This window comes from Kribbella sp. NBC_01505, assembly GCF_045040285.1.
GTDB lineage: Bacteria > Actinomycetota > Actinomycetes > Propionibacteriales > Kribbellaceae > Kribbella.
In genome coordinates this window covers 1,336,012-1,360,671 of sequence record NZ_CP109425.1, presented here as the reverse complement: position 1 = coordinate 1,360,671, position 24,660 = coordinate 1,336,012, and the positions used below count along the sequence as shown (strand labels likewise).

Annotated in this window: 8 protein-coding genes; 5 read left to right on the top strand and 3 right to left on the bottom strand. The window is 66.1% G+C overall.

Features of this window, described 5'->3' with window-relative positions:
- Positions 1-4: 4 nt before the first annotated feature.
- A complete protein-coding gene (locus OG474_RS06015; RefSeq protein WP_405061197.1) occupies positions 5-1,225 on the top strand; it encodes an FAD-dependent oxidoreductase in 1,221 nt (406 codons plus the stop codon).
- A 422-nt stretch (positions 1,226-1,647) separates the two neighbouring features.
- On the opposite strand, the gene OG474_RS06010 is transcribed toward OG474_RS06015, so the two are convergent.
- Positions 1,648-10,836, bottom strand: coding sequence for an amino acid adenylation domain-containing protein (locus OG474_RS06010; RefSeq protein WP_405061196.1), 9,189 nt, complete (start codon positions 10,834-10,836; stop codon positions 1,648-1,650).
- A gap of 92 nt (positions 10,837-10,928) precedes the next feature.
- Here OG474_RS06010 and OG474_RS06005 point away from each other — a divergent pair, with 92 nt between their 5' ends.
- The 4 genes from OG474_RS06005 to OG474_RS05990 are packed head-to-tail and all read left to right on the top strand — an operon-like array spanning position 10,929 to position 15,493.
- Positions 10,929-12,617 (top strand): ABC transporter ATP-binding protein, encoded by a 1,689-nt coding sequence (locus tag OG474_RS06005; RefSeq protein WP_405061195.1) that lies wholly within the window; start codon positions 10,929-10,931, stop codon positions 12,615-12,617.
- Complete coding sequence (locus OG474_RS06000) at positions 12,614-14,359, top strand: ABC transporter ATP-binding protein (RefSeq protein ID WP_405061194.1); 1,746 nt, start codon at positions 12,614-12,616, stop codon at positions 14,357-14,359. Before OG474_RS06005 ends, OG474_RS06000 begins: the two co-directional genes overlap by 4 nt.
- The gene (locus OG474_RS05995; RefSeq protein WP_405061193.1) at positions 14,356-15,198 is read left to right on the top strand and encodes a class I SAM-dependent methyltransferase; all 843 of its coding nucleotides are present in this window, start codon (positions 14,356-14,358) and stop codon (positions 15,196-15,198) included. Before OG474_RS06000 ends, OG474_RS05995 begins: the two co-directional genes overlap by 4 nt.
- Before the next feature lie 43 nt (positions 15,199-15,241).
- Positions 15,242-15,493, top strand: coding sequence for a phosphopantetheine-binding protein (locus OG474_RS05990; protein ID WP_405061192.1), 252 nt, complete (start codon positions 15,242-15,244; stop codon positions 15,491-15,493).
- Positions 15,494-15,545: 52 nt separating this feature from the next.
- Here the strand turns inward: OG474_RS05990 and OG474_RS05985 are convergent, their stop codons facing one another.
- A complete protein-coding gene (locus OG474_RS05985) occupies positions 15,546-17,402 on the bottom strand; it encodes an SIP domain-containing protein (RefSeq protein ID WP_405061191.1) in 1,857 nt (618 codons plus the stop codon).
- A 24-nt stretch (positions 17,403-17,426) separates the two neighbouring features.
- Complete coding sequence (locus OG474_RS05980; RefSeq protein WP_405064546.1) at positions 17,427-24,656, bottom strand: amino acid adenylation domain-containing protein; 7,230 nt, start codon at positions 24,654-24,656, stop codon at positions 17,427-17,429.
- Between the last annotated feature and the right edge of the window lie 4 nt (positions 24,657-24,660).

Genomic DNA, 24,660 nt, shown 5'->3' with positions numbered 1-24,660 from the left:
GCGCATGTCGACCGAGGACACCCGGGTTGTCATCGTGGGCGCCGGCCCCGTCGGAATGGTCTGCGCGCTGGCGCTGAACCGGCAAGGTGTTCCGGTGACCGTTCTCGAGTCGGAGCCGGCACCGGTGCGGGATCAGCGCGCGGCGACCATCCATCCGAGCACGCTCGAGATGCTCGACGAGCTGGGCATCACCGAGAAGATCCGGCCGCACAGCCTGCCCTCGAGCACCTACCGCTTCCACGACCGGCCGACCGGAGAGGTGGTGGCGGAGTTCGATCTCGGTCGGCTCGAGGACGAAATCCGGTTCCCGTACGTCCTGCAGTACGAGCAGTACAAGCTGACTGCTGCCATCGCTGCGGAGTACGCGAACGAGTCCGACTTCGACGTACGGTTCTCGCACACGCTGACCGGTCTGACCGAAACCGCGAGTGGCATCGAGGTGGAGTACACGTCACCGGGCGGCACCGAACGCCTGTCGGCGGCCTATGTCGTCGGCTGTGACGGCGGCCGATCGACGGTGCGCAAGTTCGCCGGGATCGAGTTCGAGGGATTCACCTATCAGGAGCGGTTCATCAAGATCGCTACCAGCTTCGACCTCAGGACCATCAAGCCGGAGCTGTCGTTCCGCAACTACTTCTCGGATCCCAATGAGTGGGCGAACGTCTTCAAGGTGCGCGGAGAATCGCCCGAGGGGCTCTGGCGGGTGATCCTGCCGATCGGCCACGACGAGGACGACACCACCGCGTTGTCGCCGGCGCGGGTCGAGCAGCGGCTGCAGAAGTTCCTCCCGAAGACCGGGCCGTACCACGTCGAATACATCAACGTGTACGGCGTCAATCAGCGGGTGGCCGCGACCTTCCGGAAGGGCCGTATCCTGCTCGCCGGCGACAGCGCGCACGTCAACAACCCGATCGGCGGCATGGGGATGAACGGCGGCATCCACGACGCCATCAACCTGACGGAGAAGCTCACGAAGGTGATCGCCGGTACCGCAGGCGACGACCTGCTCGACCTCTACAGCCGCCAGCGTCGCCATGCCGCCGTGAACTATGTGCAGGCCCAGACGATCGCCAACAAACGGCTGCTGGAGGAACGCGACCCCGAGGTACGGCGCCAGAACTTCGATGCCTTGCGCCGCACCGCCGAGAATCTCGACACGGCCCGCGCCTACATGCGCCGCGCGGCCCTGTTCGACAGCCTCCAAGACGCCGCCGCCATCACCTGAGGACGCCTGTGGGCCCTCTCCACGCCAAAAGGTGAGCCGCCGACGCCTTGTGCACGCGCCGCATCTTTGTGCACCCACCAACCGTTTCGGAGGGGTCCCAGTGGTTGGTGGGTGCACAAAGTCGCGGCCGGTGCTCAAAGTCGTGGTTAGTGCCCAAAGGTGGGTTGGCGTGTCTTTGGGCGCGTAGGACGTCTTTGGGTAGCCACCGACTGTTTCGGAGGGGTCCGAGTGGTTGGTGGGTGCACAAAGACGTGGCTGATGCGCAAGGACACGGCTGCCCCGCCCGATTGGGAGCCGGACGCGCCAGGTCGCGTCGGGGGCCCACCCGAAGGATGGCCAACAGGCCCAGCGAACGGGGAGCAGACCGGCATCGCGGCCATGCCGTGCCACCCATGGACAGGTCAGAAGAGCCAGAAACCTCGCTACTCCTCAGCGGCAGCTGATTCCTTGGCCAACAGGTTCGTCAGTCGCGGGCCCCATTTCGAGAGACCGGAACGGGGCTTGACGATGGAGTGATGGTCTTCGTCTTCGGCAACAAGGTACGAAGTGCTGGTCAGGCAGCTGTCCCATCCCAGTGCGTCCTCACGGCCCAGCCTCGCCACTCGGGCCTCATGAGTTGCGCCCGACGCGATCACGAGCGCCTTGAGGTCGAGACTGCCTCGCGTCAGCGCGGACATCATGACATCACAACGAAGTCCAGCCGTCTCGACAGCCTTCAGTTGCTTGCCGTCAGCAACCAACTCGTTGAACGCCTCCGCGCCGAAGGCTTTCAGCATGTCTTCGCGGATCGACTCGTCCGAGGTCTGCCGTTCGTTCTCCGTGACAGGCATCGCATCCACGAAGACAAGGGTTTCGACGCGCTCCCCGCGCGCGACGAGCCGGCGCGCCACGGCGAACATGATGTGTGCGCCGTACGACCAGCCCAGCAGTTCGTACGGTCCGGTCGGCTGCAGCCCCTGGATGACGTCGGCGTAGGTCGAGGAGAGGTCCTCCAGGTCCTTGAACTCGGTGTCCAGGCCGACGACCGCCGGATCGTCGATTCCGACCAGCCCGACACCGTGCGGGAGGTACTTCGACAGTTCCGAGTACACGGATGAGACGCCGAACTGCGCGTGCGCGCAGAACAGATTGCGGCCGTTCAGGGACTGCACGAATCGGTGCGCGATCGCGGCGATGCCGAGGTCCGGATCTGCGTCCTGCTGCGTCTTCTGATCGACCACCGAGCTCAGTTCACCGATCGTCGAAGCGGTGATCACGTCCCGCATCGCGATGTTCACGGGGAACGCGCGGTTCATCTTCGAGGCAAGGCGCATGGCCGCGAGCGAATGCCCGCCCAGCCGGAAGAAGTCGTTCCCGGCACCCAGCTCCAGTTCCTCGCCGAGGTCGAGCACCTCACGGAAGATCGCGGCCAACGCCAACTCCGTGGCCGACTCGAGGGCCCGGCCCGTGGCGGCTCCGGACGCGGCGACGTCGGCCGCCGGCAACGCTCGGCGATCCAGCTTTCCGGTCGGGGTGAGGGGGAAGGAATCCACCACGACCAGGGCTGCCGGGACCATGTAGTCAGGCAGATACTTGGCCAGATGGTTGCGCAACGACTCACTGATGTCGTGGTCCGCGGTGGTGCTGTAGTAGGCAGCCAGTTGCAGCCCCGTGGAATGCTCGAAGGCGACCACTTCGGCGCGCGTCACCTCGGCGAACTCCTGGACGACGTCCCGGATCTCGTCCGGTTCGATGCGATAGCCGCGAATCTTGATCTGCTCGTCGGCCCGACCGAGGAAGCCGATCATCCCGTCGTCGTTCCACCGGGCGAGATCGCCGGTGCGATACATGCGTTCGGCCGGCTCCCACGGGCAGGCGACGAAACGTTCGGCGGTCAGCGCGGACTGGCCCCAGTACCCGCGCGCGGTTCCTTCACCGGCGAGGTAGAGCTCGCCCGCGACACCGGGAAGGGCAGGTTGCAGGTTCTCGTCGAGGATGTAGGCCCGCGTGTTGAAGATCGGCGTACCGACACTCGAGGTGGTGCTGTCGGCCAGATCGGCACCGAGGGCGTTGATCGTGTACTCGGTCGGTCCGTAGAGGTTGTACGACTCAACTCCGGGTGCGTCGCGCAACTGTTGCCACAACCGGTCCGGGACGGCCTCGCCGCCGAGGGAGACGAAGACGACCCCGGCCGCATCGGATGCCACGGACCGACCTGCTGGCCGGTCCCGCTCCAGAAGCCCTTCTTCGACCAGCAGTTGCCCGTACGACGGGGTCACGTCGAACCCGTCCATACACATCTCGTCGTAGTGAGCCAGCAGCCGCTGATGGTCGCGGCGCATCTCCTCGTCGATGACGTGGACCTCGTGCCCGTTCAGTAGCCAGAACAGCTGCTCCCAGGAGGCATCGAAGGAGAAGGACGTCGTGTGGGCGATCTTCATCCGGCGCCCGCGCTGGTGATCCACCACCCGATCGAAGATCTTCTCGACGTGGTTGACGTACATGTTCGTCAGTCCGCGGTAGCCGACGGCGACTCCCTTGGGCCGTCCGGTGGTTCCCGAGGTGAAGATGATGTAGGCGAGGTTGTCGAGCGAGATCTGCCCGCCTCGTTCCGCCGCCGTGATCGGATCCGTGGCAAGCTGCGCGAGGCGGTCCACCGTCGTTGCGGAGTCCAGGTTGATCACCTGGCCGATGGCGCCGGTGAGCCGATCCACGTCGCGGTCGGTCGACAGTGTGACGGTCGGTTCGGCGATCTCGACCATGTAGTTGATGCGTTCGTCCGGCAACTCACTGTCCACCGGGACGTAGGCAGCTCCGATGGCGAACACGGCGAACATCGCGATGACCGTGCGCTCGTCGCGCGGCAGCAGCAGCGCGACCCGATGCTCCGGGCGCACGCCCGCTTCCAGGAGCAGGCGGGCGTACCGATTCACTTCGGCAAAGAACTCCGCGAAGGTGAACTGCCGGTCGCCGGCGACCAGTGCCGTCTCCGATCCGGACAGCAGCACCTGCCGGTGCAGCAACTCGGCGACCGTGACCGGCTCGATCTCGCGGACGAGATCAGCGGCGATCCCCGTGTGCGGTGTGGTCTCGTCCGGCAACAGAGCGGACAGCAGACCAACGGGCTCGTCAAGCCGGCGGGTGAGAGCAACGAGCACCTGGACGTAGCGCTTGAGCAACAGCTCCGCGGCCGGGGCGTCGAAAACGTCCTGACGGTAGGATAGGCGCACGTGCACGGTCGCCGCTCCGTCGCGTTCTTCGGGGTCGATCGCGAACGTCACCGGGTAGTGCGTCGCGTCATCGACCTTGGCACCCACGACCTGCAACCCGGTGGTGTCAGGCCCGTCCGCCTTGCCGAGTGGCACGTTCTGCACCACGAACAACGTGTCGAACAGAACCGGTACGCCGGCATTGGTCTGGATCTGCGTCAGCGTGGCTTGCGGATGATCGATGACGAGCAGCTGGTCGGCCTGAACCCTGGCCAGGAGCTGCCGATTCGTTGCGAACGGGGGCAGTTGCACCCGCATCGGCACGGTGTTGAACAGCAGCCCGATGATTCGGTCGGCGTCGGGCAACAACGGCGGCCGGCCGGAAACGGTGTTGCCGAAGACCACGTCGTTGCTGCCGGTGAGCCGGCTGAGCGCGATTCCCCAGGCGGCCTGCAGCAAGGTGCCCACGGTGACCTTGGCATCGCGTGCGGTGCCGAACACCATCGCTGCCTCTGCCGGGCTGAGGTCGAGGTGAAGTTCACCGGTCTTGCCCTGTGCGTCCCCGGCGTCGACGAAGTCCGGGCACAGCAACGTCGGACCGGTCAGTTCCGCGAGGTAGCCGTCCCAGGCGCGATAAGCGGCGTCGGGATCCTGGTCGTCGACCCAGTCCAGGTAGGAGCGGAACGACGCCGGCCGCACCCGATCGACGTACCCGTCATCGGCGTAGATGCTGAGGATCTCCGCGAGGATCGCGTTGATGGACCAGCCGTCCAGCAGGATGTGCTCGAAACTCATGACCAACGTCCACGCCCGGTGGTCGTGTTCGAGCAGTGTGAATCGGATCAGCGGCGGGGTCTGGAAGTCGAAGGGCTCACCTCGCTCGGCCGCCAGGAACTGCTCCACATCGATCCCGCGGCCGTCCCACTCGTCCAATCGGATGACCCGCACCGGGACTTCGACGCCGGACGGAATCACCTGTACGTCGCCGGGCGGGATGAAGGCCGCTGTGAGGTTGGGGTGCCGCTCCATCGCACTGGCGATCGAAGCCGTCATCCGCTCGGGATCGAGATCTCCCGCGATCTGCCGGGTGATCTGCGAGACGTAGGTGTTGTGGTCGTCGGATTCCTGGGACCGCAGCAGGTGATAGAACAATCCGCGTTGCAGCGGGGCCAGCGGAAGGATCTGGGCGTCGTGCCCGTAGCGGGCCCGGATGGATTCTTCTTCAGCGGCCGTCAAGGTGACCCGGTCGGCGCGACGCAGGGTGAAGGCCTCTCGACGCTCGTGGCCGGGGGCCGGGATTCCAGCTCCACCGATCTCTTCGGTGATGGCGTCGGCCAGCGCCTTCGGGTCGATCTCAACAGTCGGCGCCGACTCCACCCGGACACGGACTGCGCTACCCGCGACGAGGACATGGATGTCCAGTCCGTCTGTTGGCGGCTCGGTGATCAACTCCGCTTGGCTGCGGAACACGCCGACGCGGATCGTCGGAATGGGAACATCATCGAAGAAGCGGCTGAAGCGGGGGTGTCCGGCCAGCGCGGCATACTCGGCCGCCCGCTCCTGGCTCAGTCCGGTGCCAGGAAGCAACACCGGGAACTTACGCGTCAACAGGGGACCGTCGGACTCGTGGAGCTCCACAAGCAGGTCGACCTCACCCAAGGCTTTGGCCACGGCCGTCAGCACAACGGACCGCAGGGAGGTTTCGTCTGCAGCGGAAGCCGCTTCTCCGGCCGTGACACCAGCGAGCTGATCGACCCAGTCCTCCCAGAACGAGTCGTCAAGGACAGCCGTCAATTCGTCGTCACTGTATTCAGCCGTGGCCTGAGCGGACGGTACGACGACCATCGGAATGTTCGCCTGATAGGCGGTGACGAGTTCGGTGAGCTTGTCCCGGACCGCATCCAGCAGCTCAGGGTTGTTGGTCTCGGCAACCAGTTCACCGGCGCCGTCGTCGCGGATCGCCAAGCCCAGGGCGAGGCCTACATGGTCGATCGCCGCTCGCCAGAGCGGAGCCGCACCGATGTCGAAACCCTCGAGCGGCAAACGGAAGCGGCGAGTGTCGGGGACGTTGACGGCCCCGTCGCCGGCCCGGACCATCTGGACGAGTTGCTTGACCGTGAGATCCTGGTGCCGCGCACCGAGCACCAGGAAGCGCGCTGTGTTCCGCAACAAGCGCGAAGTGGTCTCCGCCGAGAACGACTCGCGGGCCGCGTTCAGATTCATTCCGAACGCCCCGCTGTCGAGTCTTTCGATACTCGACACGAGATCGAACAGCGCAGGCTGAGCTGCCAGCGGGCCATCCGCAGTCGTCGAGGTGTAGTTGGTGAGCGGCGGCGGCGCCGTACCCGCATCTCCACCGCGATCGACGTAGGCGGCCATCACCTGGAACAGCGGACTGATCCCGACCCGCCGCGGCGGGTTCACCGCCTCGACGACCTGCTCGAACGGAACGAGCTTGTGGTCGGCAGCTTCGAGCATGCGATTGCGGCAACGCAGCAGCGTCTGCGCGAACCCGGCCTCGGCGTCGATGTCGGCGCGCACCACGACGGTGTTCACGAAGTAGCCGATCAGGTCCTGCAACTCGGGCTGGTCGCGCAAACTCGCCGGCGTGCCGATGGGGACAGTGCCACCGGCCCCTTCATCCCAGAGCGCCAAGGAGAATGCCGCAATCAGCGCCTGCAGCGGTGTGGCCTTGTGCACGACCAGGAGCTCGTCGATCTCGGCCGTCTCAGCACTGGTGAGGGCTGTGGTGGCAGGCCGGATGGTTCGTTCGTCGGATCCGTCGCGTGGCTGGTCGAGGGGGAGGACGGTTTCCGTCGGGAGATCCGACAGCACGTCCTGCCAGTACTGCAGATCCGATTGGTAGCGGGACCCTGGATCTTTCCGGCTGCCCAGCATCTGCCGCTGCCAGACCGCGAAGTCGGCGTACTGCGTCGGCAGGGGAGCGACCGCAGCGGCAGTGCCAGTGGCTGCTTCGAGATAGAACTCGTTCAGCTCACGAATAAGGGTCCCGAAGGAATCCGCATCGGTCACTATGTGATGCCCGTACGCCACCAGCACATCGCCATCGAAATGGCGCAACAGGTGAAACTTCAGCCCGAACTCGACAGTGAAGTCGAGGGGTAGTGCGGCAACCTCGGCGATCTTGTCCTCGAGTGAGCCCGCACCGACGTGTTCGACCGTCAGCACCTTGGCGTCCTGGTCGGGTTCCGGACAGATGACCTGGCGCAGCGATGAGGTCTCCTCGTCCGGCACGAGGATCGTCCGCAAGATCTCATGGCGAGCGACGACCCGGCGTACCGCCGTTGCCAACGCATCCAGATCGAGCCGCGCCTCTGCTTGCAGCACGACTTCGGTCCGATAGATCTGACGCCCGGCGATCTGCTCGGTGAACCAGAGTGCCTGTTGTCCATAGGAGACGGGGAGTACGGCGGGGCGTGGCAGCTCGCCGATTCGGGTCGCGGGTGACGCCGGCGTGCTGCTTGCGGTGTTGTCGGCGACGTGGGCGAGTTCGCTGATGCGGGGATGGTCGAAGACATCGCGCAGTGTCAGCGCGGTGCCGAGTTGTGCATTGGCTCGTGCGGCCACTCGTGCGGCGAGTAGTGAGTGCCCACCGAGACGGAAGAAGTCGCTGTCGACGCCGAGGTCGCTGTCGAGGTTCAGTACGTCGCGGAAGATGGCGGCGAGGGCGATTTCGCTGTCGGTTTCTGGTGAACGGCCATCGGTTGTGTCTGCGGCCAGGTCCAGTTGCGGCAGCGCGCGGCGGTCGAGTTTCCCGTTGGCTGTAACAGGGAATCGGTCCAGACGTGTGAACGTCGTGGGGACCATGTAGTCCGGCAAAGCCTGGGCGAGGTGATCGCGCAGTACGTCGAACAACGCGGCGTCCTCGGCGTCCGTGGTGATGTAGGCGGCGAGGTATTTTCCACCGGCTGGGTGATCGAAGGCGGCGATGGCTGCACCCGTGACCCGCGGGTGTTGTTCGAGAACTGCGCGGACTTCGGCGGGCTCGATCCGGTATCCGCGGATTTTCATCTGGTCGTCGCTGCGGCCGAGGTAGTCCAGCTGGCCTTGGGCGTTCCACCGCACGACATCGCCGGTGCGGTAGAGCCGTACGCCATCGTCGCTGAACGGGTCGGCGACGAAGCGGTCGGCAGTCAGACCCGCGCGAGCGACGTACCCGTCCGCGAGTTGCGCCCCGCCGAGGTAGAGCTCACCTGCGACACCGACCGGCACCGGACGCAACCAGGCATCGAGAACACGCGCGGTCGTATTCGCTACCGGGACACCGATCGGGGTGTTCTTGGTGTCGGTGATGGTAGCTGTCGTGCCGTCGCCGGTGACTTCGGTGGAGCCGTAGAAGTTGTGCAGTTCTGCTTGTGGTGCAGCGGTTTGCATGGTGTTCGCAGTGCTCTGACTGAGTGCTTCACCGGAAGAGATCCAGTACCGGACCGAGGCCAGCGCTGCGACTGCGTCGTCGTGGCGGACGAGAACGTCGGCCAGGCTGGGCACGGTCAGCAAGTGGGTGACGCGGTAGCGGGCGATGGTGTCGAGCAGAGCGGCCGGGTCTTGCGCGGTCGCTGCGGGCACGACCACGGTCCGGGCTCCGGCGATCATCGGCCCGAACAGCTCGGTCGCAGCATCGACAAAGCCCACGCCGCTCTTCGACAACGCGACGCTGTCCGGTCGGTAGTCCAGGACGCGTTGGCCCCAGGCGAGGCGGTTCACCAGCGCGCGATGCGAAAGTACGACGCCCTTCGGGTGACCTGTCGTTCCCGACGTGAAGATCACTACGGCAGCGTCGAGGTCGTTCAACGGCCGCGCCAGAACCGGTGCGGTTTTTGCACCCTTCAGTTGCTGCACCTCGGTGATCACCACGGTGGGTGCGGCGTTGTCGAGGATGTGTTTGATGCGTTCTGCGGGGTAGGCCGGATCGATGGGCACGTAGGCCGCGCCTGCCCGCAGGACTCCGGCAAGTGCCACTACCAGGTCGACCGAGCGTGTCATGGTGACGGCGACCCGATCCCCAACCTTCACGCCCTGGTCGATGAGGTGGTGGGCGAAGGCGTTGACTCGGGCATCGAACTGGTCGTAGGTGAGTTCAGTTCCGTCAGTGGAGACGAGTGCGATCGTGTCGGCGGTCTGCCGGCGTAATAGCTGGTCAATAGTCGCGCTGGGGACATCGAGCGTCTCACCTTGCAGCGACGAGGCCTCGGGGGTGAATCCGGCACTCAGTTCGTGCAGGGTCTGCCCGTCCAGTGCAGCGGTGAGGAAGCGGCTGAACTGTTCGGCGTGCAGGTGCGGATCTTTGCTGGTGGAGCCTGCGGAGAGCTCGAGCCGGAGCCCGGATTCTGGGCTGCGGTAGACGGCGAGGTCGAGCGCTCCGACCGGGCCGGTGCTGATCGTTTCCAGCTCGCCCAGGCGCGGCGTTGATTCGAAGAGCCTGATGTTGATCGTCGGGAGTGTCAGGTACGACGCTTGGCCGCTCGGCCAGGAACGAGCGATCTGGTGGTCCTCGACGGTGGTGTGGCGTCGCGAGGTCTTCAACTGGTCCGCGACGACCGCAAGGACATGCGCGAAGGTTTGGTACGGGCTGATCTCGGTGACAACCGGGATTGCTCGCGAGAGCGCGCTGGGTGTTGTGAGCGATTCGCGGTCGTCCCGCAGCATCAAGGGGACCCGGACCGCTACGTAGTCGCGACTGTCGATCAGAGCGGTGTAGACGCCCCACAAGGCGATCAGAGAGTCGGTCCAGGAAACCCTTGTGGTGCGGGCGAACTGCTGAACCTTCGAGTACGTGTCGTCGGGTATCGGCACCACGACTGGTCGGCTTGAGGAGACGAAGACTTCGGAGAGGTCTTCGACCTTCTCGTGGCCGGCGCTTTCGATCCCGAGGATGCCGCTCCAGTAGGTGTCGTCTTCTTCGGCGTTGGTGCCCAGGATGTTTTGGAGGCTCCCGAACCAACGCTCCGGGACCGGATCGCCTGTCTGGGTTGCCGTGTAGAGCTCGGCGACGCGGCGAATGAACAGGGAGATGCTGTAGCCGTCGACCAGGAGAATGTTGGTGACGAGGATCCAGGCCCAGGATCCGTCCTCGCGACGGACCAGGGTTGACGATGTGGTCGGTTCTGCGGCCGGGGTGAGTTGTTCGCGGGCGATGCCGCGGATCTGATCGTCGCCGTGGCCCGCATCGACGATCTCGGTCGACAGCGTGATCGCGGTGTCGACGTACTGGAAAGGGACACCGTCGTTGTCGCCGAAACGGACCTGTAGGGCATCGGTTTCGGAGAAGGCGGCACTGACTGAGGATGCGAAGGCGGCTGGGTCGATCGGGCCGTCCAGCCAGATCAGTTGGCCCGCGCAGAACACCGAGGACTCGGGGGCAAGGCTCCGTGCCACCCAGTTGCCCCGCTGGCTCGCAGTCAACTCCACATGATCAAAAGCCGTCAACGGAGGCACACCCACTTCTCTTGAGACCAGTCGAGCCACACTAATGAAGGTTAGGCTAACCTTGCAACGTGCCGCCGCCCATCTCACCCAACCGCCTGGACTCCGACCCACCCGACGTCCAGCCGTTCGAGGCCGGCGCGGGGACTACGGCCGGTCGATTTCTGCTGCGCGTGATCTTCTCCGTACGCCGGATCACCGTTCCTGCGGCGCTGGCAGCGACCGTCTGGCAGGTGGGCGAGGCGGCGGTTCCAGTGGTGATGGGTCTCGCGATCGACCGGGCGTTGGCAACCGGGGATGCGGGGCAGTTGGTGCTGTGGATCGGCGCACTAGTGGCCTTGTACGTCGGGTTGACCGTGGCAGCGAAGTTTGCCACCCAACTGACCGCGTATGCGGTGCAACTGCTGCAGCACCGCATCCGGAGCACCCTCTCGACCGTCGTACTGCATCCGGTCGGCGGCGGCGCCCACGCGCCGGACGGTGGCGTCGTCTCGGTGATGACCAACGACGTCGGCCGCCTGGCCAACGGGGTTCAGCTCGTGATCATGCCGATCGCGCGGATCGTCACCATCAGCTTCATCGCCGTATCCCTGCTGACGACGCACTGGCTGCTCGGGCTTGCGGTGTTGGTGGGGGCACCGTTGGCGGTGTGGTTGATGGGCCTGCTCAGCGAGCGGCTGTCTCGGGACACCCGCAAGTACCAGGGGCTTCTGGCCACCACCGTCGGACTGGCCACGGATGTCGTGGCCGGATACCGGGTGGTCAAGGGGATCCGCGCTGAGACCGAGGCGACCAGAAGATACCGGCAGGCAAGCCAAGAGACGCTGGTCGGTGCCAAGCGTAATGCGGGATTGCTGGGAAGGTTTCTGATGGGCTCCGGTGTGGTCACCGGCATCTTCGTTGCCGCGGTGATGGGACTGGCGGGCTGGTTCGCCGTTGACGGGCAGCTGAGCATCGGCGAGCTGATTGCCGCCGTCGGTCTCGCTCAGGCGCTGCTGCCGCAGATCCAGTCGATCGCGAACGATTCCATCCCCAACCTCGCCGGAGCTCGCGCCTCGTCCGCGCGCGTCCTCGACGTACTGAAGACCGACAACGCCGGGGCGCCCGAGCCTGACGAAGCGACCCGGCCGGAGATTCCGCAGCTACCGGTGCTGGAGGTGTCCACGCCCAGCGCGACGATCCGGGTGGAGCCCGGTGAGCTCGTGGGAGTGCGCGCCGACGACCTGACTGCTGCCCGCCTCGCGGACGCGCTGCTGGATCCGAGCGGGCCTGGCGGCGAGGTCGCAGTGCGACTGAACGGGATCGCTGCCGGGGAGTTGACTGCCCAGGAGTACCGCTCCCGGGTCACCTTCACGCCGCACCGGGTCATGCTGTTCAGCGGAACGATCCGCGACAATCTCATCGCCACCGGCGGCTCACCCGAGCTGGTGACAGCTGCGGTGCGAGCTGCGGCATGCGGCGATTTCGCCGCCGATCTCGACCTCCCGGTCGGCGAGGACGGCAATCGCCTCTCCGGCGGCCAGCTCCAGCGACTTGCGCTTGCCCGCGCCCTGGCGAGCAACGCGCCGGTGCTCGTATTGCACGACCCGACCACGGCGGTCGACTCGGTCACCGAGCACACGATCGCGGAGCGGTTGCGCGATATCCGCACGGGCCGTTCGACGTTGCTGATCACGTCGTCTCCCGCGTTGCTGGCCAGCTGCGACCGCGTAGTCGACTTGGTCGAGCACGCACTGGCGCCCGCAAGGACAACGCGGTGAGCGGGACAACACTGCCGGTCGCGGGCGGCAGGGAGACGGCCAGAGAGGTATGGCGCTTCAGTCGCGGGCATCGGCTCCGGCTCGCCCTGGTCGGAGCACTGGGAATCGTCAGCACCGGCGCCAATGTGATCCCGCCGCTGATCGTCGGATTCCTCGTCGACCGGGTGCGGGCAGGCACCGCCGACCTCGGCACCGTCCTGACGGTCACGGGCGTCATGGCGCTCTCGGCAGCTCTCGGCGCGGCCGGCACCGCGGTGACGATCGTGCTTGCCACTCGCGTCTACCACACCATCCTCGCCGCGTTGCGCGAACAGCTCGTGGGTCGTGCCATGACGCTTCCGCAGCATCTCGTCGAACGCGCCGGGACCGGCGACCTGATCTCCCGGACCAGCGACGACGTCACTGCGGTCGCTGATGCCGCCCCTGCGGTGATACCTGCGCTCACCGTCACCGGGTTCACCATCGTCGTGTCGCTGGGCGGGCTTGCTGCGCTGGAATGGCCGTACGCCGCCGCGTTCGCCGTCGTACTGCCGGTCTACGTACTCGTCATGCGCTGGTACCTCCGGATCGGCCCGCGGGTGTACGGCGCCGAACGCGCGGCGATGAGTGCCCGGGCGCAGCAGATCCTCGAGTCCCAGCGCGGCTACGCCACCGTCCTCGGGCTCGGACTCACCGAGCAGCGGCATCGCACCGTGATGGCTGCGTCCTGGGGCGTCGCGGTGTGGACGCTTCGCGCGCGGGCCGTGCAGGTCTTGCTCAGCATCCGCCTGAACCTCGGCGAATGTCTGAGCCTGGCCACCGTCCTCGTCGTCGGCTTCTTCCTGATCGAGGCGGACGCATCCACTGTCGGCGGTGCCACCGCCGCGATGCTGCTTGTCCTGCGTCTGCTCGGCCCGATCAACCAGCTGGTGTTCGTCGTCGACGACCTGCAGTCGGCCCTGGCCTCGCTCAGCCGCATGATCGGGGTCGCCACCATCCCGGAGGAAGCGGGCGAGCCGGCAGCGACCGCGGGCACGGACACCGCCGTACGGCTGCACGAGGTCGGATTCAGCTACGGCGACGGCCCTCGCCTGTTCGACAACCTCACTCTCGACATTCCCATCGGTCAGCGCATCGCTGTGGTCGGTGCGTCCGGGGCCGGAAAGACGACGCTGGCCGCCGTTATCGCCGGCATCCATCTACCCGACGCCGGGACGGTGGCACAGCCCGGCCGGACGACGTTGATCACCCAAGAGACGCACGTGTTCGCCGGCACCCTGCGGGACAACCTCACGCTTGCGGCCCCCAGCGCCACCGACGACGACATCCACGCGGCGCTGGACGCCACCGGGGCAGCCGGTCTGCTCGACCTGCTGCCGGACGGTCTCAACACGATGATCGGCACCGGCGGACATTCGCTCACCGACGCACAGGCTCAACAGCTCGCCCTCGCCCGGCTACTGCTCGCCGACCCGGAACTGGCGATCCTCGACGAGGCGACCGCCGAGGCGGGCTCCACCCATGCGGGGTTGCTGGACAGCGCCGCCGAGGCTGCTTTGCGTGGGCGCACCGGGTTGGTGATCGCGCATCGCCTCTCCCAAGCCGCGACCTGCGACCGGGTCGTCGTCATGGAGCACGGCCGGATCATCGAGAGCGGAACACATGACGAACTGGTCGCCGCCGGCGGCGTGTACGGCGGGCTGTGGCGAGCGTGGGAGGCCGGACGGAGCATGAACAACAAGCTAGGAAGGACTGGCTCATGACGGGAACGCCGGACAACACGGCGGTACGGACCGCATTGTGGCGCGCCTTGCACACACAGGTGGACGAGCCGCCGTACGTCCTCGAGGACGAGGTGGGTGCTCGGCTGGCGGGCGAGGACGGCTGGCGCGAGCGCGGAGACATGGTGCCGGACGCCTCCCGCGGAAAGCGGGCCACGGTTGTCGGGCGGGCGCGGTTGACCGAGGACCTGGTGGCCGAGGCCGCGAGCCGCGGCGTGGATCAGTACGTGATTCTGGGCGCGGGCTTGGACTCGTACGCTCAGCGTCATTGCGATGCGGGCTCCACCGTGACCGTTTTCGAGATCGACCAGCCGGAGACGCAGGCCTGGAAGCGGAGCCGGTTGCTCGAGCTCGGCCTCGACATCCCGGAGCGGTTGCGCTTGGTACCGGTCGATTTCGAAGCGAGTGACGACTGGTGGGAGCGACTGCAGGCAGCGGGATTCGATACCTCGCGCCCCGCGGTGGTGTCCTGGCTGGGCGTCACCATGTACCTGACCGAAGAGGCCACGGCGGCGACCCTCAAGCAGGTGGCGAGTCTGCCGGCCGGCTCCTCGCTGATTCTCACGTTCTTCCGTCACCTCGAGGATCTGTTGCCCGAGGACGTACAGATTCGGCGAGCCTCACGAGAGGGTGCCCGGCGGGCCGGTACGCCGTTCATCAGCTTCTACACCCCGGAACAGATCAGCGAACTGGTGCGGCAAGCAGGCTTCGCTGACGCCGAGTACGTCTCGGCAGCAGGCCTGGCCGATCGCTACTTCGCGGACCGGACCGACGGCCTACGGCCGTACAGCGGCGAAGAAGTGCTGATCGCAGGCGTCTGACAGCGAACTGGAACTATCAACAAGCAATGAACGAGGAGTTCTGATGAGTCTCACCACCGAGCAGTTGATCGCCGATGTCGCCGATGTGCTGTACATCCAGCCCACGGAGATCGACTACGAACTGAGCCTTCGCGACCAAGGGATGGACTCGGTGCGGCTGATGGATCTGGTGGAGCGGTGGCGTACCGCGGGAGTGGACCGGATCGACTTCATCACCCTGGCCGAGGACTCGAGACTCGGGCATTGGGTCGAGGTCATCGAGAAGCTGCAAGCCGGTGAAGAAGTGGCTTCCTGACACTGCGGTAGGTGTGTGGTGCGGTCGAAGACCGCACCACACACCAGCGTCGTCAGGTCAGGGGTGCCAGTACTCGCAACGTATTGCCCCACCCCACGAGTGACTTCGCGATCACGATCAATCCAGCGCCGGCAATGACTGCCTGGAGTTCGTCCTCGGTGCGGTACCCAGATCCATGAAGCGCCAACTGCAGGATGTCGCGCTCTGCGTCGTGTTCGTCCAGCTCGGCGGGATCGAAGGTGTCCTCCACCAACAGCACCCGGCCACCGGGGCTCAGGCTCGCTGCGGCCCGCTGAAGAATGAGCCTCGCCTCCGCGTCCCGATGCTGCCCGAGCGTGTCGAGGATCAGTACGGCGTCCGCAGGCTCGGTCTTCTCGAACACCGACTGCTCGACGATCCGGATCCGGCCACGTCTCGTCGCATCCGCGATGCTGAGCGGAAGGTCCCGGCGGAACCAGTCCGCCGCGGTCGGGAGCGCCACGATGGTCACCCGCGCTTCCGGATGCGCCGCAGTGAGGTAGTCGGCGTGGACCCCGGCACCAGGTGCGTGGAGGACTACCGAGCCGACGCCCTCGAGCACGGGTGCCTTCGCGAGCGGGTCGGCGAGGACCTGCGCGAACCGGGACTTGTTCTCCAAACGCTTGTGCTCAAAGGTCGCATCGCCGCGGAGGGCGTCCCAATCTGTGCCGGTCACCGACTCCAGCACCGGACGATCGTCGCGGACCGCCGCTTCAACGCCGTAGAAGGCCTGTGTCATGCGGAAGTCGACCCCGCTGGAGACCAGATGATCGAGCACGGACTCGTCGGTCAGAAACTCGCCGGTCTCGCTGAGCTTGTATTCGTCGCCAACCTGTTCCAGGAGTGCGAGCGCCTGGAGGTATCGCAAGAACTTCGCCAGCGAGCGTTCGTTCGCGCCGGTGTGCTGGGCGAGCGCGGGGAGGGTGCGCGCTCCGCGGCTGATGCAGTCGGCGATCCCGAGATTCGCGGCCGCCCGAATGGCGAGCGGCGGAAGCAACTCGGACATCTCGTGGAATTTCTCGAAGGCCTCGCCGTTGCGCTCGAGGTCCGGCATGGCGGGGTCGTCGTCCGACGCCACCACCTCTGCACGCCGCCAGTAGCCGGTGAAGTCGATGTCGGACTTGTCGACACCGCGCTCTTCAATGAGGTGCCGCCGCAGATCACGGACGACGGCCTGTTCCCCGGCGAGCCAGGCGAACATCGAGCCCTCGGGCCGGCCGGCCTCGCGGACTGCCTGCAGCAGCAACGGCGTCGTACCGGGTGCTTGTCCCTGCCGCACGACCCAGGTCACCTCGACACCGGGGCGTTCCGGGAGCTCGATCCGGTGCGACTCCTCAGCCACCTCGATGTAGATCTCGGCCTGTGCTTCGGCAGGCAGCTCCTCGAGCAACCGGTCGATCGCCGGGATGGCCGTGTCGTCACCGGCAATGAGATACCGGTCGTACCCCTCAGGCCACCCGGTCGAGACCGACGGTCCCCCGACGTGGAGGCGATCGCCGGGATTCGTCCGGTACGCCCACGTGGTCGCGACGCCCACACCATGCTTCACGAAGTCGATGTCGAGCTCGCGAGCCTGCGCGTCGTACCGTCGCACCGTGTAGACCCGCCACAGCGCCGGCGGGTCGGACGGCCACCTGTACTTGCCGTCCTTGTAGACCGGGAGCACGGGTTCGCTCTCGCCGGGGTGCGGGAAGATCAACCGGACACTGTCGTCGAAACCGCGGCTGACGAACGCGGGGAACGCAGTACCGTCGCTGTCGGTGAACGATCCCAGCTGATCACCGGTCAGCGTCACCCGGCGCAACCCGGGAGTGACATCGACAACCCGCGCCACCTCCAGCTCCCGCAGGACAATGCTGTGTACGACGGTGGGGCGGGCGCGGCGCGGCATGTCAAAACCTTAGCATTGCCTAACCTAACGAAGCTCGGCTGTCAGAGCCTCTCGGAGCTCGGTCACCACGTTGTCCGCGAAGCCGAGGAACGTGATGGTCGTCGTGTCCGGGGCAAGGTGATATCGGATCACCGCGCGATACAGCTGCTCGGTGCCTTCTGGGGCTGACGACCCGCCGTCCGGCCCATAGATCCGCGTGAGGATCACCGCGGGGGAGGGCGCCCGCCGCAAGGCCCTGCGTCCGGCCTTGTTGTGATAGCGCAGCAGCGCCAGCTCGGCGGTTCTGGCCGGCTCAGCTTCGTCGAGAGCGATGGCGGATGTTGCGGTCAACGGGCCGACTGCCATCGTGTCGGCAGTCAGCGGGACCTCCTCGTCGAGCACGCCGCCGATCAGTCGTGCGATTCCGGTTGAGCGGAGCGCGCTGCGGATGGCCTTGCTGACGACGTCCTCGGTCAGGGAGCTCTCCCAGCGGAACCTGGAGACGTTGCCAGAGGCAAAGGTCGGTTCGTCGGTCGTCTGCGCTTGGGCGAGCAGGTTCTTCCAGCGATCGAGGCTGTCCGTGGCGACCGAGTCGCCGGCTGCTTCGATGGCTTCGAGCGCAGGGACGAGCGGTAGGCGGGACACCTCTACTCCGCCGGACAGCGCCTCGGCCAGACGATGCAGCGAGGCGCGGTCGACGGTTCCCGCGTGGACGGCGAGCACTGCAGCCGTCTGTGTATAGGCGAGAGCAGCCGGGCGGCCGGCCGAGATGTCAATGAGGTCAACGGCGGCCGACCTGAGGTTGGTCTCGGCCGTCAACTCCACAGTCTGGGGCTGGACTGTCTCTGCCGGCAGGAGATAGGTAAACCAGAGCCGTCGGCTGGTGGCGTCAACTGATAGGCGAAGCGCGTCCGTGGTGGCGACGAGTGAGCGGAAGGACGAGACGACCGATTCGCTCGTCGACTGCGCGGGCAAGCTGATGAGCTCAGTAAAGACGTACTCGTCGGGTGCGGTGTCCGCCTCGCGTAAGCGCTCGAGGGCAGCAGAGGTCGGAACAAGAACCGGCTCGGCCGAACTGGCGCCGGGCGTCGACGGCGCAAGCAGCGCAGCGAGGGCGCCGATAGTGCGCTGCACGAACACATCAGGCAGTCTGAACGTCAGGTCGTGCTCACGGCCGTAGGCAACGAGTCGTGCCGCGGAAATGCTGTCGCCACCGATGCGGAAGAAGTCGCTGTCCACGCCGAGGTCGGTGTCGCCGCCGAGCTGAAGGACGTCGCGGAAGATGCCGGCGAGGGCGATCTCGGTGTCGGTTTCCGGTGGCCGGCCGTCGGCCGCAGCTGCCGCCAGGTCCGGTTGCGGCAACGCGCGGCGATCCAGCTTCCCGTTAGCCGTAACGGGGAATCGGTCCAGACGGATGAACGTGGCGGGCACCATGTAGTCCGGCAGCGACTGTGCGAGGTGCTCGCGTAGTGCGTCGAAGAGCACTGCGTCCCCGGCGTCCGCGGTGCTGGTGACGTAGGCCGCGAGGTACTGTCCGCCGGCCGAGTGGTCCAAGGTGACGACCGCCGCACCCGAGACGTCTGGATGCTGCTCGAGGACCGCGCGGATTTCGCCGAGCTCGATCCGGTAGCCGCGGATCTTCACCTGATCGTCGCTACGGCCGAGGTACTCCAACTGTCCCTGGGCGTTCCACTGCACCACATCACCCGTGCGATACAACCGTGCGCCGGCGGCACTGAACGGATCGGCCACAAAGCGGCTAGCGGTCAGGCCCGCGCGAGCTACATATCCATCTGCGAGTTGCACGCCGCCCAGATAGAGCTCACCTGCCACGCCGACCGGCACCGGACGCAACCAGGCATCAAGAACACGCGTCGTCGTATTCGCCACCGGCACTCCGATCGGCACTCCCGCCGCATCGACAAGCTCGGCCTGAACCACCGGGTGAGCGGTCACATCCACGGCCGCTTCCGTCGGCCCATAGAGGTTGTGCAGCTCGGCGTTCCCGAACAGCGCAACGGCACCGGCCGCCGGTGCCACGGGCAATGCCTCGCCGGAGCAGAACACACGCCGTACCGAAGCCACCGACGTCCGGTCGGGGTTCGAGGTGAGGAAGGCCTGCAGCATCGACGGCACGAAGTGGGTGATCGTCACCGCGCGACGGTCAATCACCTCGAGCAGATATTGGGGATCCTTGTGGCCGCCGTCCTGCGCCACGACCACCGCTGCGCCGGTCACCAGCGGCAAGAAGAACTCCCACACCGACACGTCGAACGTGAACGGGGTCTTCAACAGCACCCGATCCGCTGCACCGATCCGGTAGTCGTCACGCATCCACCACAGGCGATTGACGATCGCCTGGTGGTTGATCTGCACGCCTTTGGGACGTCCGGTGGTGCCGGAGGTGAAGATCACGTACGCCGCGTCCGTCGGAAGCAGCGGACGGGAGTACTGCGGTGGCTCGATCACGCCGGCATCGAGGCGTTGCTGCACGAATTCGTCGTCGATGAGCAGGATGCGTACCGGATGCTCGGTGAGCACGTGCACCTCGGCGGTACGCCGGTCTGCGATCACCGCACGTGGTTCGGCGTCCGCGAGGATGTGCTTGACGCGTTCAGCGGGATAGTCGGGGTCGATCGGCACATACGCCGCCCCGGCACGGATCACCGCGGCCAAGGCGACCACCAAGTCGGCCGAGCGAGGCAGTGCGACCGCGACCCGATCTCCGACCTGCACGCCCTCCGCAACGAGGAGGTGGGCGAGGGCGTTGACCCGCGCGTCGAAGCCGCCGTAGGTCAGTTCACTGCCGTCATCAGCGATGACGGCGACCACGTCCGGGCTCGCCGCCGCCTGCCGGCGTACGAGTTCATCAAGCGTCGTCTCGGGAACATCAAGCGTCTCACCACAAGACCACGCATCGAGTTGCTGCAACTCCGGTGCGAGCAACAGGTCCAGATCACCGACCCGCGCCTCCGGACCAGCAGCGATTGCCTCCAGCACCGACTTGAAGACGGCAATAAACCGCTCAGCCGTAACGCTTTCGAACAGGTCGGTCGCGTAAGCGAGTTTCCCGCTCAGCTCGGTGAGCGAATCGAAGATGTCGAGGTCGAGATCGGTCTTGACCGCGCCGACCGCCGCGGGAGTCACCGTCGTCTCGACATTCCCGATCTGCAGGCCTCCGCGGCGGCTGTCGATGACGCGGTGGGTGAGCATCAGCTGGAAGAGGGGGTTACGGCCGACGGATCGCTCGGTGCCCAGCGCACGGGTGATCTCTTCGAAGGGCGCGGCCTGATGCTCGAACCCGCCGAGGATCGTTCGTTTGGTGTTCTGCAGTACGTCGGCGATCGAGTCACTGGCGTGGAACCGATGGCGGATCGGCAGTGTGTTCACGAAGTATCCGACCAGGTCTTCCAGGCCGTCCTCGGTCCGTCCGCCGACCGGTGAACCGATCACCACGTCCGCGCCGGCGCCCAGCGCCGAGACGGTCAACGCGGTAGCGGCCTGAAGCGTCATGAACATGGACACGCCCTGCTCATCGGCTGCCTGTCGCAGGCCGGTCGCCACCTGTGGATCGATGGTGAACCGTAGATCCGCACCGCGGTGGGTCGGCGCCACCGGTCGGGCCCGGTCCGGAGTGATCGTGGACTCCGCGGGCGCATCCGCGAGGACGTCACGCCAATAGGCCAGATGCTGGGAAAGCAGTGACTCCGGATCCGACGCCGTACCCAGGACGTCGCGTTGCCAGATCGCGTAGTCCGCATACTGCGCCCGCAACGGCTGCCAGCCAGGCTCCTGCCCCGCGGCTCGCGCCTGATATGCGGTCGACAGGTCGCCCAGCAGCGACGGGAACGACCATTCATCCACTGCGTGGTGATGTACCGCGACAACGAGCACCCAGTCGTCAGCGCGGAGCAGCGCGACCCGGATCGGGAGATCGACGGCGAGATCGAACCCGGCCTGCACCACCGCGCGCACCCGCGCATCCACGCCGGCCGCATCCACCTCCTCAACGAGAAGCGAGAGCCGGTCGGCCGCTTCCTTGGCCTGTACGACGACCTGGCGGAGCGTGCCGTCTTTCTCCACCAAGAGGGTGCGCAGTGCCTCGTGACGCGAAACGACATCCCGGACCGCCATGAGCAGAGCGTCGGGATCGAGCTCCCCGGACAAACGCAGTACGACCGGCACCACATACCGGCCACCGGGCCCACCCAACTGATCGATCAGCCAGAGTGCTTGTTGTCCGTAGGAGACGGGGAGTACGTCGGGGCGCGGTAGGTCGCCGACCCGGGTCCCGGTGGTTGCGGTGGTGTTGTCGGCGAGGTGAGCCAGTTGATGGATGCGGGGGTGGTCGAAGACATCGCGCAGTGTCAATACGGTGCCGACTTGTGCGTTGGCGCGTGCGACGACTCGTGTTGCCAGTAAGGAGTGTCCGCCGAGGTGGAAGAAGTCGCTGTCGACGCCGAGGTCGCTGTCGAGGTTCAGTACGTCGCGGAAGATGGCGGCGAGGGCGATCTCGGTGGCGGTTTCGGGGGGTCGGCCATCGGTTGCGCCTGCGGTCAGGTCTGGTTGCGGCAGAGCGCGGCGGTCGAGTTTCCCGTTGGCTGTCACGGGGAATCGGTCCAGCTGGGTGAATGTCGTGGGGACCATATAGTCCGGCAGCGACTTGACGAGGTGCTCGCGCAGTACGTCGAACAGCGTCGGATCCTCGGTGCTGGTCGTGGTGACGTAGGCCGCGAGGTATTTGCCGCCGGCCGGGTGGTCCAGAGCGGCGATTGCCGCACCCGATACCGCTGGATGCTGCTCGAGGACTGCGCGGATTTCGCCGGGTTCGATCCGGTAGCCGCGGATTTTGACTTGGTCGTCGCTGCGGCCGAGGTACTCCAATTGCCCTTGGGCGTTCTGCCGCACCACGTCGCCGGTGCGATACAGCCGTGCGCCGTCGTCGCCGAACGGGTCGGCGACGAAGCGGTCGGCGGTCAGGCCGGGGCGTGCGACGTACCCGTCGGCGAGTTGTACTCCGCCGAGGTAGAGCTCTCCTGTCGCTCCGGCCGGCACTGGGCGCAGCCACGCGTCAAGAACGCGCGCAGTCGTATTCGCCACCGGTGCACCGATCGGGGTGTTCTTGGTGTCGGTGATGCTGGCCGCGGTTGCGTCGCCGGTGACCTCGGTAGAGCCGTAGAAGTTGAGCAGTTCTGCTTGTGGTGCGGCGATTCGCATCGTGTTCGCCGTGCTCTGGGTTAGCGGTTCACCAGAAGAGATCCAGTACCGGACCGAGGCCAGCGTTGCTGCGGCGTCGTCGTGCCGAACGAGGACGTCGGCCAGGCTGGGGACAGTCAGTAGATGGGTGACGCGATGTCGGGCGATCGTGTCGAGCAGGCCGGTCGGGTCTTGTGCGGTTTCCGTGGGCACGACCACGATGCGGGTGCCGGCGATCATCGGCCCGAACAGTTCGGTCATGGCGTCGACGAAGCCGATGCCGCTTTTCGACAGCGCTACATCGCCTGGTTTGTAGTCCAGTACTCGTTGTCCCCAGGCGAGGCGGTTCGCGACTGCGCGGTGGGTGAGGACGACGCCCTTCGGGTTTCCCGTCGTACCGGATGTGAAGATCACGACGGCAGCGTCGAGGTCGTTCAACTGCCGCGCTAGAACGGGGGCTGTTTTCTCCCCGGTGGCAAGGCGTTCCTGTACTTCGGTGATGTATCGGTCCGTGATGACCACGCTGGGTGTGGCGTCGCCGAGGATGTGGTTGATGCGTTCGGTGGGGTAGGCCGGATCGATTGGTACGTAGGCCGCGCCGGACCGCAGTACTGCGGCAAGTGCTACCACCAGGTCGATCGAGCGTGTCATGGCGACTGCGACTCGGTCGCCGACCTGCACGCCCTGTTCGATGAGGAGGTGGGCGAGGGCGTTGACTCGTGCGTCGAACTGGCCGTAGGTGAGTTCGGTGCCGTCGTCGGCGGCGACCGCGGCTACATCCGGGCTGGCTGCCACCTGCCGACGTACTAGCTCATCAACAGTCGCGCCGGGAACATCAAGCGTCTCGCCTTGCAGCCATGACGGATCGGGCGTGAATCCCGTACTCAACTCGTGCAGGGTCTGGGCGGGGGACCCGTCAAGGACGGTGTTGAGGAAGTGGCTGAACTGCTGGGCGTGCAGGTTCGGGTCGTTGGTGGTGGAGCCTGCGGAGAGCTCTAGGCGGAGTCCGGTTTCCGGGCTGCGGTAGATGGCGAGGTCGAGTGATCCGACGGGGCCGGTGCTGATCGTTTCGCTGTTGCCGAGGAGCGGCGTTGATTCGAAGAGCCTGATGTTGATGGTGGGGAGTGCGAGGTACGACGCTTGGCCGCTCGGCCAGGAACGCGCGATCTGGTGGTCTTCGACGGTGGTGTGACGTCGCGAAGTCTTCAGCTGGTCCGCGACGACCTTAATGACATCCACGAGGGTCTGGTAAGGGCTGATCTCGGTGGCGACCGGGAGCGCTCTTGAGAGCGCGCTGGGTGTTTTCAGTGCTTCGCGGTCGTCGCGCAGCATGAGGGGGACGCGGATTGCCAGGTAGTCGCGGCGGTCGACCAGAGCGGTGTAGACGCCCCAGAGGGCGATCAGGGAGTCGGTCCAGGAAACCCTTGCGGTGCGTGCGAACTGCTGAACCTTGGAATAGGTGTCGTCAGGTGTCGGAACAACGACTGGTTGGCTTGAGGAGACGAAGACCTCGGAAAGGTTCTCCGCGTGGCCGGCGGTCTCGATTCCGAGGATGCCGCTCCAGTATGAGTCGTCGTTTTCTTCGGTGTTGGTGCTCAGGAGGTTTTGCAGGTTGCCGAACCAGCGGTCCGGGACTGGATCGCCGGAGTAGAGCTCGGCGACGCGGCGGATGAAGAGAGAGATGCTGTAGCCGTCGACGAGGAGGATGTTAGTGACGAGGATCCAGGCCCAGGTACCGTCCTCGCGACGGACCAGGGTTGACGATGTGGTCGGTTCCGCGGCTGCGACGAGTTGTTCGCGGGCGACGCCGCGGATCTGATCGTCGCCGTGGCCCGCATCGACGATCTGGGTCGACAGTGTGGTGGCATTGTCGACGTACTGGAAAGGGATGCTGTCGTTGTCGCCGAAGCGGACCCGCAGTGCATCGGTTTCCGAGAAGGCAGTACTGACTGAGGATGCGAATGCGGCCGGGTCGATCTGTCCGTCCAGCCAGATCAGTTGGCCTGCGCTGAAGACCGAGGACTCGGGTGCAAGGCTCCGTGCCACCCAGTTGCCTCGCTGGCTCGCCGTCAACTCCACGCGC

Excerpts from the sequence above, each read along its gene's own strand:
- OG474_RS05990 (WP_405061192.1), top strand. The coding sequence starts at position 15,242 with ATGAGTCTCACCACCGAGCAGTTGATCGCCGATGTCGCCGATGTGCTG.
- OG474_RS05985 (WP_405061191.1), bottom strand. The coding sequence starts at position 17,402 with ATGCCGCGCCGCGCCCGCCCCACCGTCGTACACAGCATTGTCCTGCGG.
- OG474_RS06015 (WP_405061197.1), top strand. The coding sequence starts at position 5 with ATGTCGACCGAGGACACCCGGGTTGTCATCGTGGGCGCCGGCCCCGTC.
- OG474_RS05995 (WP_405061193.1), top strand. The coding sequence starts at position 14,356 with ATGACGGGAACGCCGGACAACACGGCGGTACGGACCGCATTGTGGCGC.